We start from the raw sequence: 17,216 nt of genomic DNA on the forward strand, positions 1-17,216 counted from the left end.
ACCGCATCCAGAGGGCATGTCCCGCGCTAGCGTCTCGAAGATTTTCTGACCATTCGCTGGAATAACTTCCATGCAAGCGCTTACAGTTGTGACTTGGCTCTCAGTAGCCGGTCTCCCGCATCCACCCCTTCGTCGAGGCAACGTCGCTTACCGGAAGGTTCCCCATCGTGTTAATCCGCAGTACCAGCGCGGGCAAAAAGCCCGCACCCAGCCAGCGGCAGTGGCGTGCCGCGTTCCTCCGCACCGGAACCGCCGTGGCGGCGACCATCGTTACTGCGGCAGCCGCCGTCGTGATCCCGATGCCGGCCGCCCAGGCCACGCCCGCCCCGGACGATCCGTCGGCAGCCCACTCGCTCCGCGGCCCGGTGACCGACGAACGGTTCTACTTCGTGATGGCGGACCGCTTCAACAACGGCAGCACCGCCAACGACGGCGGCGGCCTCGGCCCGGATCCGATGATGTCGGGCTTCGACCCGACGAAGAAAGGCTTCTACAACGGCGGGGACCTCAAAGGCCTGCGGGACAAGATCGACTACATCCAGGGCCTGGGCACCACCTCGATCTGGCTGACCCCGAGCTTCAAGAACAAGGCGGTCCAGCCGGAGGACAAGTCGGCCGGCTACCACGGCTACTGGGTCACCGACTTCACCCAGATCGATCCGCACCTGGGCACCAACGAGGAGCTCAAGTCGCTCATCGACGAGGCCCACGCCCGCGGCATGAAGGTCTACTTCGACATCATCACCAACCACACCGCGGATGTGATCGGCTACGAAGAGGGCGACCGTGCGGCCTACAAGTCCAAGGACGCCGCGCCCTACCTGACCGCCGCCGGGGTCCCGTTCGATGACCGCGACTACGCCGGAACGGGCAGCTTCCCGGCCCTGGACGCGGCGAAGTCCTTCCCCTACACGCCGAAGCTGGCGCCCGGCGAGGAAAACCTCAAGGTCCCGGCCTGGCTCAACGACCCGACGCTCTATCACAACCGCGGCGACACCACTTTTGAAGGCGAAAACTCCTTCTACGGCGACTTCTTCGGCCTCGACGACCTCTTCACCGAACACCCGAAGGTGGTGAACGGCATGGCCGACATCTACGAGAAGTGGATCGGCGACTTCGGCGTGGACGGTTTCCGAATCGACACCATGAAGCACGTCAACGACGAGTTCTGGCAGCAGTTCGGCCCCCGGGTCCTCGACTACGCCAAGGCGCACGGCAAGGACGAGTTCTTTATGTTCGGCGAGGTCTTCGACACCTCCAAGAGCTTCACCTCGCAGTTCACCACCCGCAACAAGATGCAGGCCGTGCTCGACTTTCCGTTCCAAGATGCGGCCCGCAACTTCGCCTCCCGCGGCCAGGGCGCCAAGGAACTGGAGACCTTCTTCGCCGGCGACGACTGGTACACGGACGCCGACTCCAACGTCTACGAACTGCCCACCTTCCTGGGTAACCACGACATGGGCAGGATCGGCAGCTTCATCACCGCGGACAACCCGGACGCGGACGACGCCGAACGCGTCGCCCGCGACCGGCTCGCCCACGAGCTGATGTACTTCTCCCGCGGCAACCCCGTGGTCTACTACGGCGACGAACAGGGCTTCACCGGCCCCGGCGGAGACCAGGACGCCCGCCAGACGATGTTCGCGAGCAGGGTCCCGGACTACCTCGATGACGATCTGCTCGGCACCGACGCCACGCACGCGGGCGACAACTTCACCACCGCCCACCCGCTGTACCGCGGGATCAGTGAGCTCGCCACCCTGACCACCGAACATCCGGCGCTGCGCAACGGCGCACACCAGAACCGCTACGCCTCCGACGGGCCGGGCATCTACGCCTTCTCCCGTACCGACGCCAAGGACCAGCGCGAGTACGTGGTTGCCGTCAACAACAGCAAGCAGGCCCGGACGGCAGCGGTTCCCACCTACGTGGCCAAGCGCAGCTACAACCGCATCTACGGAGAAGCGGCCGCCGAGGTCAAGACCGCCGCGGACGGGAAGCTCACGGTCACGGTCCCGCCGCTGTCCGCCGTTGTCTACGAGTCCGCGGGCCGCATCCCGCATTCCAAGGCGGCACCCGCCGTGACACTGCAGGAGCCGGCGGCGTCTGCCGCGGACAACAGCCGCGTACGGATAGCGGCCGACGTCGACGGCAGTTCCTTCTATGAGGTCACCTTCCAGGCCCGCACCGCCGGCGGCAAATGGGCCCCGATCGGCACGGATGACACGGCGCCGTACCAGGTCTTCCACGACGTCTCCGCGCTGGACGCCGGCACGGCCGTGGAGTACCGCGCCGTCGTGCTGGACAACGGGTCGCACACCTCGGTGAGCAAGCCCCGCAGCGGCACCGTCCCGGCGCCGGTTTTGAGCCTGGCGTCCCCCAAGGAGGGCAGCAGCGTCCAGGGCAAGGTCGTAATCACTGCAGCCGCCAGCCCGGAAAAGGCCGACTACACCGTCCGGTTCGAGCGCAGCATCAGCGGCGGTGACTGGTCGGAAATCGGCCAGGACAGCTCCTCCCCCGCCTACACCGCCGTCGACGACCTGGGCGCGCTGGCGCTGGCGGACGGCACCCAGCTCCGCTACCGGGCCCTGATGGACGTTCCGGGCGTGGGCGAGGTGACCAGCGGGACCCGCACAGTCGTGGCCGGGGAGCTTCCCCAGCCTTCCTCGGTCACCGTCGCCGGGAGCCTCAACTCGGAAATGGGCTGCCCGGGTGACTGGCAGCCGGATTGCGGGGCCGCCCACATGACGCTGGATCCGGCGGACAAGATCTGGCGGCTCACCGCGGTCCTGCCCGCCGGCAGCTACGAATTCAAGGCAGCCCTCAACGGATCCTGGGACGAGAACTACGGCGCCGGCGGAACGCTCAACGGAAACAACATCACTCTGGACCACCCCGGGGGCCCGGTGACCTTCCGCTACGACAACAGCACCCACCTGCTGAGCGCCGTGTACGCCTCACAGCAACCGGGGGCCGTCGCGGCTGCCGGTGACATGAACTCGGAGCTTGGCTGCGCGGGCGACTGGATGCCGGACTGTGACGCGGCCCAGCTGATTCTGGATCCCACTGACCTGGTCTGGAAGCTGACCACCACCCTGCCAGCCGGCAGCTACGGGTTCAAAGCTGCCCTCAACCGCTCCTGGACAGAAAACTATGGGGCCGGGGGCGCCCCCGGCGGCGGCAACGTCAGCATCACGCACGACGGCGGGCAGATCACCTTCCGGTACGACCACTTCAGCCATCTCATCAACGCCGGCTGATCAGCGCCGCCACCAACCCGGAAGGGACCGACGTCCGGTTGGGTGCGCGGGTATTCAACCCGGACCGCGGGACATGTCCGCTCCCCGCACCCAGGGCTGGGCATATCAGCACTATGTCCAGCACTCGGAGCGGCCGGGGCGCATGTCCCGCGGAAGCTGGCCTGCGGCCGGCCCTCAGCGCCCCGCCGAGGCCCAGTCCAGCAGGCGGTCCAGGGGCCAGGTGGTGACAATCCGGGCCGCCGGCACGCCGTTGCGTTCAGCCCGCTCGGCACCGTACTGCAGGAAATCGAGCTGGCCCGGGGCGTGGGCGTCGCTGTCGATGCTGAACAGGCAGTCGGCGTCGAGGGCCACCTGAATGAGGGCGCCGGGCGGGTCCTGGCGTTCGGGCCGTGAATTGATCTCGACGGCGACGTTGTTCTCGGCGCAGGCCGCGAAGACCTCTTCGGCGTCGAACTCCGACGCCGGCCGTGTGCCCCGGCCGCCCTGAACCAGGCGGCCGGTGCAGTGGCCGAGCACGTTGGTGTGCGGGTCCGCGATGGCGCCGAGCATCCGGCGGGTCATGGTGCGCTTGTCGGCGCGAAGCTTCGAGTGCACGCTGGCGACCACGATATCCAGCCGGTCCAGCATCTCCGGGGTCTGGTCCAGGGTGCCGTCCTCGAGGATGTCGACCTCGATGCCGCGCAGGAGGCGGAAGCCGCCGTCGTCGGCGTTGATCTCCGAGACGACGTCGAGTTGTTCCGCGAGCCGCGCGGCGCTCAGCCCGTTGGCGATCTTGAGGTTGGGTGAATGATCAGTCAGCGCGAGGTACTCGCGGCCCAGCAGCCTGGCGGCGCCCACCATGGCCTCAATCGGGGATCCGCCGTCGGACCAGTCACTGTGGCTGTGCAGGTCGCCGCGCAGCGAGGCCAGCAACTCGCGCCCTCCCGGCACCAGAGGCTGGTCCCCCCGGCTCCGCAGGCCGCTCAGGTACTCCGGCACCCCGCCGTCCAGCGCCTCCCGGATGACCTGGAAGGTCCGGTCGCCAATCCCTTTGGTCCTTTTCAGCCGGCCATCACGGACCCGGGCAGCCAGTTCCTCCGCGTCCAGGCCGGCGATGATCCCGGCAGCCTTGCGGAACGCCTGGATCTTGAACGTCGGTGCGAGCTCGCGTTCAAGCCAAAAGGCAATCTCATTGAGGGCGTCGACGGCATCCATGGCACCATCTTCCACCCCATCCGCGGGCCGCGGACCCCCCGACGTGTCCGGATGTCGCGCCGATTTGGGCAGCGGGGCCTTCGTTCTGAGAGACTTGTCCCGGCCGGGGCCTGATCCGGCCGGGAACTACGCCGGCGGTCCTTGGGGAGGTCCGGCCTGGCAGCTGGGAATCTTCAGAATTATGGTGCTGCTCGACCGGTCCACGCTCATGGTGGTCTTCGCCGTGATGACGCTGACCATGCTGGTCCTTTTCTACTTCGACACCTACCGCAAGAGCCGGGCGCCCTTTGCCGGATGGTGGTGCGGCGCTGTCGCCTCCTTCTTCCTGGCCGCCGTCTTCTACTTCATGGGCGAGGTCCAGGAAGTGGCCTGGGCTCCCAGTGTGGGCAACGGTGTGATGGTGCTGGGCTCCGGCTGCGTCTGGGCAGGCACCCGCTCGCTGGCGGGCCGGAGGAACCGGCCCTGGCTGCTGGGGATTCCGGCGACGGCAGCCGTCGCCATTGACGTCGCCGTCCGGCACACGGACAACGCCCCGATCGGCAGCATTGTCCTGTTGGCCCTGATGGGGATGGCGATCGGGCTGGCCTCCGTGGAGCTGTGGCGCGAGCGGGCCGAGTCCTGGCACCTGGTCCGGTCCCTCGCCGTCGCAACGGCCGGCTGTGCCGCCTACTACCTGAGCCGGACCGTCGGGCTGGCCGTGCTGGGCCCCGCGGATCCGCTGTTCCAGGTGCTCTTCGGCACCGGCGTGACCCTGCTGATGGCCATGGTCCTGCTGGTGGTGGTCTCCTCCAGCATCACGTCGCTGAACTACGCCCGCCGGACCGAGGACCTGCAGGAGCTGGCCTACCGCGACGGGCTGACCGGGCTGCTAAACCGCGGGGAGTTTATGCACCAGGCCCACCGCCGGCTCCGGGCCAACCTCGCGGCCGGCGTCGACACCGCGATTGTCATGGCGGACCTGGACCGCTTCAAGGCAGTCAACGACCGGTTCGGCCATGACGCGGGCGACGGCGTCATCCGGGCTTTCGCCGAGGCATGCCGCTCGGCCGTGCGGGACGCGGACCTGGTGGGCCGCTACGGCGGCGAGGAGTTTGCCCTGCTGCTCGATGGCGTCGACGCGGAAGAAGCCGTCCGGATCGCCGACCGGATCAACGCCGCGCTGGCCGAAAAAAGTTCCCTGCCCCAGGGTGTGGACGCGCCGACGGCGAGCTTCGGCGTCGTCGACGCACGGGACCGGAACGCGGGGCTGCAGCGCCTCCTCCGGGAAGCCGACCGGGCCCTGTATGACGCGAAGGCGGCCGGCCGGAACCGGGCGGTGATCGGATTTACCGGGGCAGGCACCCAAGCGGGCTGAGCTGCCCGGAGTTTTGATCTGCCCGGGAACTCAGGAAGGGCGCGGAAGCTTTGCTGCGAGCCTTCCGGCCGCAGCGGCCGAAGGGCGCGCCGCGGGATCCATGGCGGTCATGGCGGCCAGCAACGACACCCAGGACGCGCCGACGCCGGCCGGAATCTCGGGATCGCGAAGGGTCCGCGCCACCAGGGATTCCACGGGGGTCCCCGGGAACGCCTTGGCCCCGGTGAGGCACTCCAGCAGCACGAGCCCCAGGGAATAGATGTCGCCGGGCGCACCCGGGTGCCGGCCGGCGGCCTGCTCCGGGCTCATGTAGTGCACGGTGCCGGAGGAATCGCCCGGCTCCAGCTCGACTCCGGCGGGGGTGGCGATGCCGAAATCCGCGATCCGGACCGCGGAGCGCCGCAGTTCGCTGACCAGGATATTGGCGGGTTTGATGTCCCGGTGAACCAGCCCGCGCCCATGGATGTGCGCAAGCCCGGACAGCGCCGACTCCGCCCACCGGGCCACGTCGCCGGTGTCGGCAGCGCCACTGCGGATCCGCTCGGCGAGGCTTCCGCCGTAGACATACTCCTCAACGAGGAAGGGGCGGCCTGCCCACTGGTCACCCGCCGGAACGACGCCTTCGGCGATGAACGTGACGATCGCGGGGTGGTCCAGTGACGCCAGGATGCGCGCCTCGGCGTGGATCCGTTCCGTCTGCCGCGGGTCAGGGCCCTCAGCGACCTTGATGGCGACGGGCCGGCCGTCCAGGAGGTCCGTCCCGCGGAACACCGTAGCGGTGGCGCCCCGGCCCAGCAGTTCATGGACGGCGAATCGCCCCGCCGGGGCATCCGGCAGGGCCAGCAGTTTGGCATCGAGTCCTGCGGCGGCGACCACAGGGGCCGTGGCGGCGGGCCGCTCCGCCAGGGCTACCCCGGAGTGCGGTGTCACCGGCTGAGCTCGGACAGGATGCCGGACGTGTGCACGATTCCGTCAAGCTGGAAGCCGCAACCGCAGCGCCAGAGCGGCGGCAGCTCTGCCGCGGCATCGGCCGGCGCGAAGGAGTACACGGACATGGTGGCCGAAGCCGGGGCCTTCCACTCCATGGGCATCCCGCAGTGGCTCGGCGCGGCCGCGCCGAGCGCTGCGGGCGCAGTGGCCGGTGCAGCAGCTGGCGCCATTGCGGCCACGGCGCCGGCGGAAAAACGAATCTCAGACATAGTTGGTAAGCATACATATAACTAGTCAGACTAGCTAGTTGCCGCTGAGGTTAATTTCCGCCGTGGTCCGTCGGCTCGGCAATAGCCTCACTCATTCGCCGCAGGAACCTGACCACGGTCCGCGCTTCCTCGTCGCTGAGCTCCTCCGCTACGGCCATCATGCGGCGGTGCATGTCCCCCAGCGTGGCCCGTACCTCGGCATCCGTGGCCCCCGTGGGGACGATCACCAGCGAGCGCCGGTCCGTGGGGTGGGGCTCGCGGCGGACATGGCCGCTGTTCACGAGCCGGTCAATCAATGACGTGGTGGAGGCGGTGGTGATTCCGAGGATGCGGCTGAGGTCCTTGGGCCCCGCCTGCTCGCCCGCGGCCTGGGCACGCAGCAGATATCGCAGCGCCAACAGGTCCGTCTCGCCCATCCCCATGGAATCCCTCGTGGAGCGCCGACGGGCAACTTCCACGTTGCGGTACTCGCGAAGCGCCTGGAGGACCGCGCCGGGCGGGTCGAGCCTGTCGTCGGGTCCATACCAGTACCCGGATCCGGTGGGGCTGTTCGCGTTCATCCGGCAATCCTAGCCGAACTGATAACTAGATCATCATGCGTTTTCGGCGGTTTCGGGGCAACAAAAAACCCCGGCACCCTGTCGCCAGGATGCCGGGGTTTTCCCGCTCTTCGCTAAAAGAGTGGGCCCTGTGGGGATCGAACCCACGACCCACGGATTAAAAGTCCGATGCTCTACCAACTGAGCTAAAGGCCCCAGCCGAATGCCCTAAAACAACGGATAAATCCGCCATTCGAGGGCCGATCAGCCCAGTCCATTTCTGGACGTTAATACTGTACCCCAGACCGGGACCGGTTTTTCGCACGGGGCGGGGACGACGCCGTCGGCCGTCACGGCGGTTGCAGCTGGGACCCGGCAACCGGCGGGCTGCACGCTCGATTCCCCGACAGCACTGGAGTAGCGTGGTGGCATGAGCGAGCAAGCAGGATCCAGCACCCCCGGACCGCCCCGGCACCACAAGCCGAAGCCCTTCGCCCCCATTGACTTTGAGCCCTTTGCGGGCGGGGCCGATCCCGCCCGCGTCTCCGAAGCGGCCCATCTCGCCGCGCAGGCCTTGGTGCGCCGAGGCCGCGACAGCGACGACCCCGTGGTGACCAAACGGCTCGTGAAGCTCGCCGACGAGCAGGGCCTGGAGGCCATCGCCGAAATGTGGGCCGAAAGCCCGGCACGCTCCCTTCCGGGAGCCCTCTGGCGGCTATACGCCCTCCGCGCCGCCACCATCCAGGACCCCGAGCGGATCTCCGTGTATTTCAAGGCCGGCAAGGACACCGCCCAGGTCTCGCACGTCGTCGCCGGCGCCGCCGAGCCGCCCGGAGCCGAGGAGATGAAGTCGATGGCGGACGCCATCCTCTCGGGCGCGTTCGACGGCGAGTTCGACGTCGCGCTGGAGCGTTCCGCCGCGTTCTGCCGCGTGGTGGCGCTCGGACAGGCCACCCTCGCCGACGGCGCCGAGCACGGGAACGAGGGCCACGCCAGCAAGCTCACCCGCAATTCGCACCTCCTGGTGAAAACCGCCGAGGACCTCGAGCACGCCGCCAACGCGTGGCGGCTGGGCGAGCTGGACTGAAGCTCATCGCGCGCCGCCGCTCCCCCGGCACGCATGCCTCCTGCGGACTGTCAATGTTGACTTGTCCCCGGCCACGTAGAAAACTAAAAGCGGTGCCGAACCGCGAAACCCCCGGGCTTCAACATTTAGCCGCCTAGAGCGGCCTACCGCCGAGAGGCGTATCCGGTTCGGCACCATTTTCATGCCCTGACCACCCCGTGAGAGCAACTGCCGAAGCCGACTGCACGGGCTGAACCGGCGCGGTACGGTCAGTTCCCGGTGAGCTCCGCATACAGCTTCTGGACACGGGCCTTGATGTCATCCCGGACCAGGCGCATGCGTTCCATGCCTTCGATGCCGCGTTCGGAGGGCTCGTCCGTGTCCCAGAGCTCGAGCCGTTTACCCTCAGGGGCGTCGACCTTTGCCTCGTTGCCCAGGACGATCACGACGTCGACCGCGTCCAGCACGTCGCCGGTAACCGGCTTGGGGTGTTCGCCGGTGATGTCGATGCCGAGTTCAGCCAGCGACTCCACGGACTGGGGGTTCAGCGCAGTGCCGGGCTTGGTCCCGGCGGAGTGCACCGTGACGGTCCCGCCAGCGAGCTGGTTCATCAGTCCGGCGGCGAGCTGGGATTTTCCGCCGTTCTTGCTGCAGACGAACAGGACACTGGGCTTTTTCGTCGTCTGGGTCATGCGTTTGGTTCTACCTTGTCTGAGTAGGGGGTGTTGAGCAGAGAGGCCGTCAGTCCTTTGACCCGCTCGTGGATCTCGTCGCGGATGATCCGCACGGCTGCAACGGGCAGGCCGGCCGGGTCTGCCAGCTCCCAGTCCTCGTAGCGTTTGCCCGGGTAGATCGGGCAGGAATCGCCGCAGCCCATCGTGATCACCACGTCGGAGGCGCGCACCACGTCGTCGGTGAGGGGCTTGGGGTAGTCCTTGGTGAGGTCCAGGCCCATTTCGGACATCGCCGCGACGACCGCGGGGTCCAGCTCGGCCGCCGGGAGGGAGCCGGCCGACCGGACATGGATCCTGCCCTTGGCCTCGACGGTGAGCAGGGCGGCGGCCATCTGGGACCGGCCGGCGTTCTGGACGCAGACAAACAGCACTTCGGGGACCTCGGACGCGACGGCGCCCTTGGATTTGGCCAGGGCACTGAGCCGGTCGATCGCGAAGTGTTCCGTGGTGGAGGGCAGGTACGTTTTGATCTTCGCAGTCCGGGCCAGCGCCGTGTAGGACTCGAAGACGTAGCGCTCCACCGTCTCCGCGGCGAACACGCCGGCAAACCGGTCGGCCAGGCGCGCGCTGATCCGGTGCAGGAGCTCGGTGTTGTCCTGCAGGCCCGTGCCGCGTTCAGGGTGGTCAATCATGTCAGCTCTCCAGTGTGCTCGGCGGACCGGGTCAGGCGTGGGTGGGTTCCTCGACGAGGGCGGTGGCGATGCTGTCGGCGTCGTCGAGGGCCGCGAGGTAGCGTTCGGCGTCCAGGGCGGCGGCGCAGCCGGTCCCGGCGGCCGTGATGGCCTGCCGGTAGCGGTGGTCCACGGCGTCCCCGCACGCGAAGACACCGGAGAGGTTGGTGACCGTGGTGGGCGAATCCACCTTGATGTAGCCCTCGGCGTCGAGCTCCACCTGGCCGTGCAGCAGTTCGGTGCGCGGGACGTGGCCGATCGCAACGAAGATGCCGGTGGCGGCCTGTTCCCGGGCTTCGCCGGTGCGGGTGTCGGTCAGGGTGACGCCGGTGACCTTGGTGTCCCCGTGGATCGCGGTGACGGCAGAGTTCCACGCGAAGCTGATCTTGGGGTTGTCCTTGGCCCGCTGCGCCATGATGCGCGAGGCGCGAAGCTCGCCCTTGCGGACCACCACCGTGACGGTCTTCCCGAAGCGGGTCAGGAACGTCGCTTCCTCCATGGCTGAGTCTCCGCCGCCGACCACAATGATGTCCTGGTCCCGGAAGAAGAACCCGTCGCACGTGGCGCACCAGGAGAGCCCGTGGCCGCTGAACTTCTTCTCCTCCGGCAGGCCGAGCTCCTTGTAGGCGGAGCCGGTGGCGAGGATGACGGCCGGCGCCTCGTGCGTCTCACCGGCTGCCGTGACCACACGCTTGAGGTGGCCCGCGAGCTGGACCTCTGTGACGTCGTCGAACACCACCTGCGCGCCGAACTTCTCGGCCTGCTGCTGGAGGCCGTCCATGAGCTCGGGGCCCTGGATGCCGCCGGGGAAGCCGGGGAAGTTTTCCACTTCGGTGGTGTTCATCAGGGCACCGCCGGCCGTGACCGCGCCGGCGATGACGAGCGGCTTCAGTCCGGCACGGGCGGCGTAGATCGCCGCCGTGTAGCCGGCGGGGCCGGACCCGATGATGATCAGCTGTTCGGTGTTTCCGGTGTCAGCGCTCACGGTATGCTCCTAGGCGGTCGGTTGGGGTGCAGGTTACTTGGCGGCGGGGACGAGGGAGGCGATGAGGCCCTCGATGCGGGCCTTGATGTCGTCGCGGATGGGGCGGACGGACTCGACGCCCTGGCCGGCCGGGTCCTCGAGTTCCCAGTCCTCGTAGCGCTTGCCGGGGAAGATCGGGCAGGTGTCGCCGCAGCCCATGGTGATGACGACGTCGGATTCCTTGACGGCCTCGGTGGTGAGGATCTTGGGAATTTCGGCGGACATGTCGATGCCGAGTTCGGCCATGGCCTCGACGGCGGCCGGGTTGACTTGGTCGGCGGGCTGCGAACCGGCTGAGCGGACATCGATCCGCCCCTCGCCCAGGGTGGTGAGGAAGGCGGCGGCCATCTGGGAGCGGCCGGCGTTGTGGACGCAGACGAACAGGACGGAAGGCTTCTTGGCGGTTTCGGTACTCACGGGTTTTCTCCTGGAATCAGTTGGGTCTCGGTAAGAGCGGGCATATTCGGAAAGCTAGGCAGTCAGCACGCGCGGGGCAAGGTCATTGATCCGGTGGGCGATGTCCTGGAAAGCCTGTTCAAAGGCTTCCTCGGTACCCAGGCGCAGCGGATCCGGCACTGACCAATGCACGCCGCCCAGACCACCCAGCTCCTCATGCGCGTTGTCACACACGGTCACCACGAAGTCCCCCTCCCCCGCCACCTGCTCCAGCTTGCGCGGAGCAACGTCTGCGAGGTCCATGCCGTGGCGACGGGCGACCTCGACGGCACCCCGGGCGATGCGGTCCGCGGGATGCGTTCCCGCCGACAGCGAGGGGATCTCGCTGACCTGCCGCCAGAGCGCGGCGGCCAGCTGGGACCGTGCACTGTTGCGAGTGCAGACAAACAGGACGCGGCGCGCACCGTGTTCCACCCCCGGCACCAGACCCTCCAGGGCGCCGGGGGCAAGCCGGATGTAGCTGCGCCGCCTGTCCGCTTCGGAACGGCGCCGGATCACCAGCCCGGCCTCTTCCAGCGCGCGCAGGTGGTGGGAGAGCAGGTTCGACGGCATCCCCAGCTCTGCCTGCAGCTCCGTCGGGGACAAGTCCCCCAGTGTCAGCAGGTCAACGATGCGCAGCCGCGCCGGGTCGGCGAGGGCCGCATGTTTGGCTACCCGCGCCCGAAAATCGTTCACTGCATCAATATTCATTGATTCAATTTTGACTGAGTTAATTCTTTCCGTCAAGCTGTTTCCATGACTTCCAACCAGCCGCCCCTCTGGCGCCGTGCCATCGCCGAACTGCTCGGCACCAGCCTGCTCGTCTGCATCGTCGTTGGCTCCGGGATCGCTGCACAGCAGCTCTCCCCCACCGATGTAGGCCTGCAGCTGCTCCAGAACAGCACCGCCACCGTGCTGGGCCTGACGGTCCTGATCCTGATGCTCGGACCCGTGAGCGGCGCGCATTTCAACCCCGTGGTCTCCCTCGCCGACTGGATCCTGGGCCGGCGCAGCGGGTCCGGATTGACCCTCTCCGAGCTGGGCACCTATGTGGCTGCCCAGCTCGTCGGCGCGGCGGGCGGGAGCGTGCTCGCGAACGCCATGTTTGAGGTGGGCACCTCCATCTCCGCCAAAGAACGCGCAACCACGGGGCACCTGCTGGGGGAGGTTGTGGCAACCGCCGGGCTTGTCCTGCTGATCTTCGCCCTCGCAGCCACGTCCCGCGGCGCCCTCGCCGCGCCGGCCGTGGGCGCGTATATCGGGGCCGCATACTGGTTCACGTCCTCGACGTCGTTCGCGAACCCGGCGGTGACGGTGGGCCGCATCTTCAGCGACACCTTCGCGGGCATCGCGCCGTCCTCCGTTCCGGCATTCGTCATGGCGCAGCTGGCCGGCGCGGCCGTGGGCCTGGGGCTCCTCCTGCTTCTGTTCCCCTCCGCACCCCGCGCCGCGGACGACGTCGTCCTTCCGCGCCGCTCCGAAAAGGCCAGCGCGTAGGCTTCGCCTGCAGCCGGAGGCGAATGGAGGGACACCGCGCTGATCGAACGGCGCACACGGGTCCTTTAGTACTTGTGCTGCAAGCACGGCGGCGGCGAAGGTAGTCGCTGGGAGATGACGACGCGAAGGCGACCAAGGAGGACACCATGAATGCCGAGACCCCCGCCACCGAGGCCCGGTTGCGTGCGATGCTGGAGAATATCCGGACGGCAACCGCCAACACGCGCCAAGCGATGGACTCACCGGGCGACGAGAACTGGGTGCAGGACGGCGAGTCGGATGCCGAGTACCTGCGGTCGATCCAACGGGACACGATCGCCAGACTTGACGCCACTGCCCGGGACATCGAAGCCCTGATGGCTCAGCGCCCGGACGGCTAGCCGAACGGGTCACAGCCCCCGCCGCACAAAGGTCGACGGGAGCTGGATCCACGTCAGGCAGGCAGGGAGCTGAGGGCGGTCAGGGCCGACAACTTCTCTTCACCGGCGGGCTCCTCGGGCAGCAGCGGAATGAGAGCCACCCTGTCCGCCAGGGTGTGCACCTTCGTCATCTGTTCCATTTCGCTTGCGGCGCGGGCCCGCAGGAACGGCGTCTCCGGGTGCGCGGCCGCAATCGAGTTATTGATGACCCAGGCCCACGGATGGATTCCGGCCCTCTCCAGGTCACCCTGCAATTCTTCGGCTTCGAGCACGGGCGTCGTTTCGGCCAGCGTGACAAGAACAACCTTGGTCTGCGCCGGATCCTGAAGCCTCATAAGGGGCGTCACGAAGCCCATGGTGCCGCCGACCTGACGGGCGATCTCCCGATGGTATGAACCGGTGGCGTCCAGGAGCAGCAGGGTGTGGCCGGTCGGTGCCGTGTCGATCACGACAAAGTGCCGGCGGGATTCCTGGACCACCTTGGAGAATTGCCGGAACACGGCCACCTCGTCGGTGCAGGGCGACAACAGGTCCTCGGCGAGGGCCGCGCGCCCGTGATCGTCCAGGTTCCGGCCCTTTGTCTCCATCACATGGGCCCTGTACTCCTGAATTGCCGCTTCCGGATCGATGCGCGAGACCGTCAGGCCCGGAATGGAACCATGGAGAGTTTCGGTGAGGTGGGCTGCGGGATCGGTCGTGGTGAGGTGGACCGCATGCCCGCGTTTGGCGAGGGCGACCGCAATGGCGGCAGCGACGGTGGTCTTCCCGACCCCGCCCTTGCCCATGCACATCACGAGGCCGTGGCCGTCGAGTTCCACTTCGTTCACCAGGGCGGCCAGCGGAAGGCCCTCAATTTCGGGGACCAGCGCGGCATCATCAGTGATATCGGCGTCGGAAGTGGCCGCGAACAGGGACTCGAGTGCCGGGATGCCGACCATATTGCCCGGCTTCAGATCCAATATGTCGCGCGGAAGTGAGGCGACGGCCTCGGGAATGGCCGCGATGGCAGCAGCCTCCCGGGCCCGCAAGGTCCGCGCCAGGTACTCGTCCCCTGCGGCTACCGGGAGGACGCCGTTGACGACGACGTACCCGCCACCGATCCCGATCTGGTTGAGTTCGAGATAGGTCCGCTCAATTTCGCTCAGGGACGAGGTCTGCGCACGGCTGACCAGGACAAGCCGGGTCCTTGCCGGGTCCGTGAGGGCCTGGACCGCCTTGGCGTACACCTGTTTGTGCTTCTCCAGCCCGGAGAGGGGGCCGAGGCAAGAGGGGTCTCCCTTGCCGGCAGCCAGGAAATCGGTCCACGAACCGGGCAGCTGGAGCAGCCGGATCGTGTGGCCGGTCGGCGCGGTATCGAAGACGATGTGGTCATACTCGCCGTAGGACCCACCGTCGGCGAGCAGGTTGGTGAACTCGTCGAATGAAGCGATCTCAGTGGTACAGGAACCGGACAGGCTCTCGGCGATCCCAGCCAGCTCCGACTCGGGCAGGAGGCCGCGGACGGGTGCGATGATCCGTTCCCGGTACGCCTCGGCTGCCTGCTCCGGGTTAATCTCCAGCGCAAAGAGACCCGGAACATCCGGGATGGCAGAGACGGCGTTTCCGATCGTCACGCCGAAGACCTGTCCGACATTCGACGCCGGGTCGGTGCTGACCAGCAGCACCCGCTTGCCGGCCTTTGCCAGGGTCAGGGCAGTCGCACAGGCCACCGAGGTCTTGCCAACACCGCCCTTGCCTGTGAAGAAAACGAACCGTGGAGTGTTCTCGAGGAATTTCACGCCGGACCTAGCAGCAGCTCGTGGTGTCGCTGCACAGAGCGGATTCGTAGATTCGGTTGGCAGGCATGTGGTTCTCCTTGAACTTGCAGCGGCTCGATCCAGCACCGGAACGCAGTGCCACATTCGCCCAGGTGGTCGTCACTGAATCCATACGAGGCCTTGAGCGTGGCACCATCACAGCATATCGATCATTTTCGATGCAAGATAGGGTCGGTGAGGGTTACGTTGGAGACGGCGCACCGGTCCGCCGTCATATTCCGAGGGGCCACCCGGGTGGTTTCCCGGCACTCTCAGGGCGGACGGTAAAGTAATGCACATGCGCGGGCCATCACCACGTCACACGCCCGGCAGAAAACTCCCGTGCACCTCCTTCCCGAAGACCGGTAACCACACGTGAAGCTGCGCCTTTTCCCACAGGAACCCGCCGGGCTGAATCTCCTTGCCCAGCTGGCACGCCAGATTGTGCTCGCCACAGGCACCCTTTCGGAGATCCTTGGCGCACCGGCCAGTGAGAACGCCCGGCTGGTGGAGGACATGCACAACCACGAGGCCAAATGCGCGGAGCTGCACTTCGCCCTGCTGACCCATATGCGGACCACTTTCGTGAGCCCGCTACCCCGCGAGGACATGTATGCCCTGTCCCGGCACCTCAATGATGCGATGGAAAAGCTTGATGCCGCCGCCGACCTGGTGTCCCTCTACAAGCTGGACCGCCTGCCGAAGCGCGCCGCGGACCAGTTAGAGATCATCAGCAGGCAGGCTGAGCTCACCGTGGATGCCATGCGGAACCTCGACAACCTGGACGAGCTCGAGGACTACTGGATCGAGGTCCTCCGGCTGGCCAAGCGCGCGGAGCGGTCCCATCGGGTCTGGGTGGCGGACATGCTCAGTGAAATGAAGTCGGCGCGGTACGCCCGCAACCGGGACATCGCCGACCAGCTGGTGGAAGTCACCAGGGACATGCGCCGGATCGCGACCCAGGTGGGCAGCATCATCGTCAAGGAATCATGACGTGACCATCTTCCTGTTTGCCCTGGTGGTGGTTTTCGCCGGGGCATTCGCCTTCCTGAACGGCTTCAGGGACGCCTCCGCGTCGGTGGCACTGGCCGTGCGGACCCGCGCCCTCACCCCCACGGTTGCGGTGCTGCTGGCCGGGTTCTTCAACTTCATCGGGGCGGGGTTGAGCGCCGCATTGGCCCTCGCCGTCAGCCGGACTTGGGTGCAGCTGCCGCCAGGAGAGAACGGGCTGGTCATCCTCGTGGCGGGTCTCGTCAGTGCCGTGCTGTGGGGGATCTACACCTGGTGGCGGGGTATCCCGTCGTCCTCGACGCATGCCCTCGTGGGAGGGCTGGCCGGCGCCGGTGTCGCGAGCGTCGCCGTCGGCGGGAACCCCGTCGGCGGCGTTGACACGTCCCTGCTCTTCCAGGTGGCGCTTCCGCTGCTGCTCTCACCCCTGATTGCTTTCGTCGGCGCCTACCTGCTGGTCTGGCCCGCGACGTGGGCCGCGCGGTATACGCCGCCGAACGTCGTGAACAGCCGCGCGCGGAGCGCCCAGAGCATTGCCGGGGGCGCCGTGGCGTTCGCCCACGGCCTGCAGGATGGCCAGCGCACCAGCGCCGTCCTGATCCTGGCGCTGCTGGCGTCCGGACTGTCCGACGGCGGCGAGCTGCCGGTCTGGGTGGCTCTGTTCACCGCGGTCCTGCTGACCGCCGGGACCCTGGCCGGCGGCTGGCGCATTTCGTACACCATGGGCTACCGGCTGATCCGGATGGATCCCCTGCGCGGTTCCGTGGCCCAGCTGTTCAGCTCGGCGATCCTGCTGGTGGGCGCGATCGGACTGCACTGGCCCATCTCCACCACGCACACGGTCACCTCGGCCGTGTTGGGCTCCGGTTCCAACCAGCGGTTCCCCGCCACCAACCGGAAGGTGGTGATCCGGGTGCTGCTGTTTTGGGTGCTCACACCGCTTGCCACCGCGGCAGTGGCGTTCGTGCTGGCCCTGTCCGTGTCACCGCTCAAGGACCTCTAGCGACTTAGCGACTCATC

Annotated in this window: 17 protein-coding genes and 1 tRNA gene; 7 read left to right on the plus strand and 11 right to left on the minus strand. The window is 67.5% G+C overall.

The window, feature by feature from the left end; all coding sequences use genetic code 11:
- Positions 1-299 precede the first annotated feature (299 nt).
- Complete coding sequence (locus ASE96_RS07430; protein ID WP_082492661.1) at positions 300-3,260, plus strand: alpha-amylase family glycosyl hydrolase; 2,961 nt, start codon at positions 300-302, stop codon at positions 3,258-3,260.
- Positions 3,261-3,434: 174 nt separating this feature from the next.
- Here ASE96_RS07430 and ASE96_RS07435 read toward each other — a convergent pair whose 3' ends face one another.
- Positions 3,435-4,454, minus strand: coding sequence for a PHP domain-containing protein (locus ASE96_RS07435; RefSeq protein ID WP_056428156.1), 1,020 nt, complete (start codon positions 4,452-4,454; stop codon positions 3,435-3,437).
- 181 nt (positions 4,455-4,635) lie between these two features.
- Here ASE96_RS07435 and ASE96_RS07440 point away from each other — a divergent pair, with 181 nt between their 5' ends.
- A complete protein-coding gene (locus ASE96_RS07440) occupies positions 4,636-5,808 on the plus strand; it encodes a GGDEF domain-containing protein (protein ID WP_056428159.1) in 1,173 nt (390 codons plus the stop codon).
- Between the two features lie 30 nt (positions 5,809-5,838).
- On the opposite strand, the gene ASE96_RS07445 is transcribed toward ASE96_RS07440, so the two are convergent.
- The 4 genes from ASE96_RS07445 to ASE96_RS07455 form a co-directional block, all read right to left on the minus strand.
- The gene (locus tag ASE96_RS07445; RefSeq protein WP_235500162.1) at positions 5,839-6,738 is read right to left on the minus strand and encodes a serine/threonine-protein kinase; all 900 of its coding nucleotides are present in this window, start codon (positions 6,736-6,738) and stop codon (positions 5,839-5,841) included.
- Complete coding sequence (locus ASE96_RS19140; RefSeq protein ID WP_156367526.1) at positions 6,735-7,007, minus strand: hypothetical protein; 273 nt, start codon at positions 7,005-7,007, stop codon at positions 6,735-6,737. Before ASE96_RS19140 ends, ASE96_RS07445 begins: the two co-directional genes overlap by 4 nt.
- Before the next feature lie 50 nt (positions 7,008-7,057).
- Positions 7,058-7,567: a MarR family winged helix-turn-helix transcriptional regulator gene (locus ASE96_RS07450; protein ID WP_056428161.1), complete on the minus strand. Its 510-nt coding sequence runs from the start codon at positions 7,565-7,567 to the stop codon at positions 7,058-7,060.
- A 122-nt stretch (positions 7,568-7,689) separates the two neighbouring features.
- Positions 7,690-7,762, minus strand: a tRNA-Lys gene (locus ASE96_RS07455).
- Between the two features lie 214 nt (positions 7,763-7,976).
- Between ASE96_RS07455 and ASE96_RS07460 the strand changes: the two genes are divergently transcribed.
- Positions 7,977-8,633 (plus strand): hypothetical protein, encoded by a 657-nt coding sequence (locus ASE96_RS07460; RefSeq protein ID WP_056428162.1) that lies wholly within the window; start codon positions 7,977-7,979, stop codon positions 8,631-8,633.
- Between the two features lie 248 nt (positions 8,634-8,881).
- Here ASE96_RS07460 and ASE96_RS07465 read toward each other — a convergent pair whose 3' ends face one another.
- The 5 genes from ASE96_RS07465 to ASE96_RS07485 are packed head-to-tail and all read right to left on the minus strand — an operon-like array spanning position 8,882 to position 12,187.
- Positions 8,882-9,304, minus strand: coding sequence for an arsenate-mycothiol transferase ArsC (locus tag ASE96_RS07465; protein ID WP_056428163.1), 423 nt, complete (start codon positions 9,302-9,304; stop codon positions 8,882-8,884).
- Complete coding sequence (locus ASE96_RS07470; RefSeq protein WP_056428166.1) at positions 9,301-9,978, minus strand: arsenate reductase ArsC; 678 nt, start codon at positions 9,976-9,978, stop codon at positions 9,301-9,303. The genes ASE96_RS07465 and ASE96_RS07470 overlap by 4 nt, the downstream gene beginning before the upstream one ends.
- A 31-nt stretch (positions 9,979-10,009) precedes the next feature.
- Positions 10,010-11,002, minus strand: a complete 993-nt coding sequence (gene trxB / locus ASE96_RS07475) for a thioredoxin-disulfide reductase (protein WP_056428169.1) — start codon at positions 11,000-11,002, stop codon at positions 10,010-10,012.
- Between the two features lie 33 nt (positions 11,003-11,035).
- Positions 11,036-11,458, minus strand: a complete 423-nt coding sequence (locus ASE96_RS07480; protein ID WP_056428171.1) for an arsenate reductase ArsC — start codon at positions 11,456-11,458, stop codon at positions 11,036-11,038.
- Between the two features lie 54 nt (positions 11,459-11,512).
- On the minus strand, positions 11,513-12,187 hold the full coding sequence (locus tag ASE96_RS07485; protein WP_056428173.1) for a metalloregulator ArsR/SmtB family transcription factor: 675 nt from the start codon (positions 12,185-12,187) through the stop codon (positions 11,513-11,515).
- 45 nt (positions 12,188-12,232) lie between these two features.
- Here ASE96_RS07485 and ASE96_RS07490 point away from each other — a divergent pair, with 45 nt between their 5' ends.
- Both ASE96_RS07490 and ASE96_RS07495 read left to right on the plus strand, forming a co-directional pair.
- Positions 12,233-12,973, plus strand: a complete 741-nt coding sequence (locus ASE96_RS07490; RefSeq protein ID WP_056428174.1) for an aquaporin — start codon at positions 12,233-12,235, stop codon at positions 12,971-12,973.
- Positions 12,974-13,119: 146 nt separating this feature from the next.
- Positions 13,120-13,353, plus strand: a complete 234-nt coding sequence (locus ASE96_RS07495) for a hypothetical protein (RefSeq protein WP_056428175.1) — start codon at positions 13,120-13,122, stop codon at positions 13,351-13,353.
- A gap of 53 nt (positions 13,354-13,406) precedes the next feature.
- Here the strand turns inward: ASE96_RS07495 and arsA are convergent, their stop codons facing one another.
- The gene (arsA, locus tag ASE96_RS07500) at positions 13,407-15,170 is read right to left on the minus strand and encodes an arsenical pump-driving ATPase (protein WP_056428176.1); all 1,764 of its coding nucleotides are present in this window, start codon (positions 15,168-15,170) and stop codon (positions 13,407-13,409) included.
- A 393-nt stretch (positions 15,171-15,563) separates the two neighbouring features.
- Here arsA and ASE96_RS07505 point away from each other — a divergent pair, with 393 nt between their 5' ends.
- Together ASE96_RS07505 and ASE96_RS07510 are read left to right on the plus strand one after the other, a co-directional pair.
- On the plus strand, positions 15,564-16,181 hold the full coding sequence (locus tag ASE96_RS07505) for a DUF47 domain-containing protein (protein WP_056428177.1): 618 nt from the start codon (positions 15,564-15,566) through the stop codon (positions 16,179-16,181).
- A 1-nt stretch (position 16,182) separates the two neighbouring features.
- Complete coding sequence (locus ASE96_RS07510; RefSeq protein ID WP_056428178.1) at positions 16,183-17,199, plus strand: inorganic phosphate transporter; 1,017 nt, start codon at positions 16,183-16,185, stop codon at positions 17,197-17,199.
- The last annotated feature ends 17 nt before the right edge of the window (positions 17,200-17,216 follow it).

This window comes from Arthrobacter sp. Leaf69 (assembly GCF_001422645.1).
In the GTDB taxonomy this organism is placed as follows: domain Bacteria; phylum Actinomycetota; class Actinomycetes; order Actinomycetales; family Micrococcaceae; genus Arthrobacter.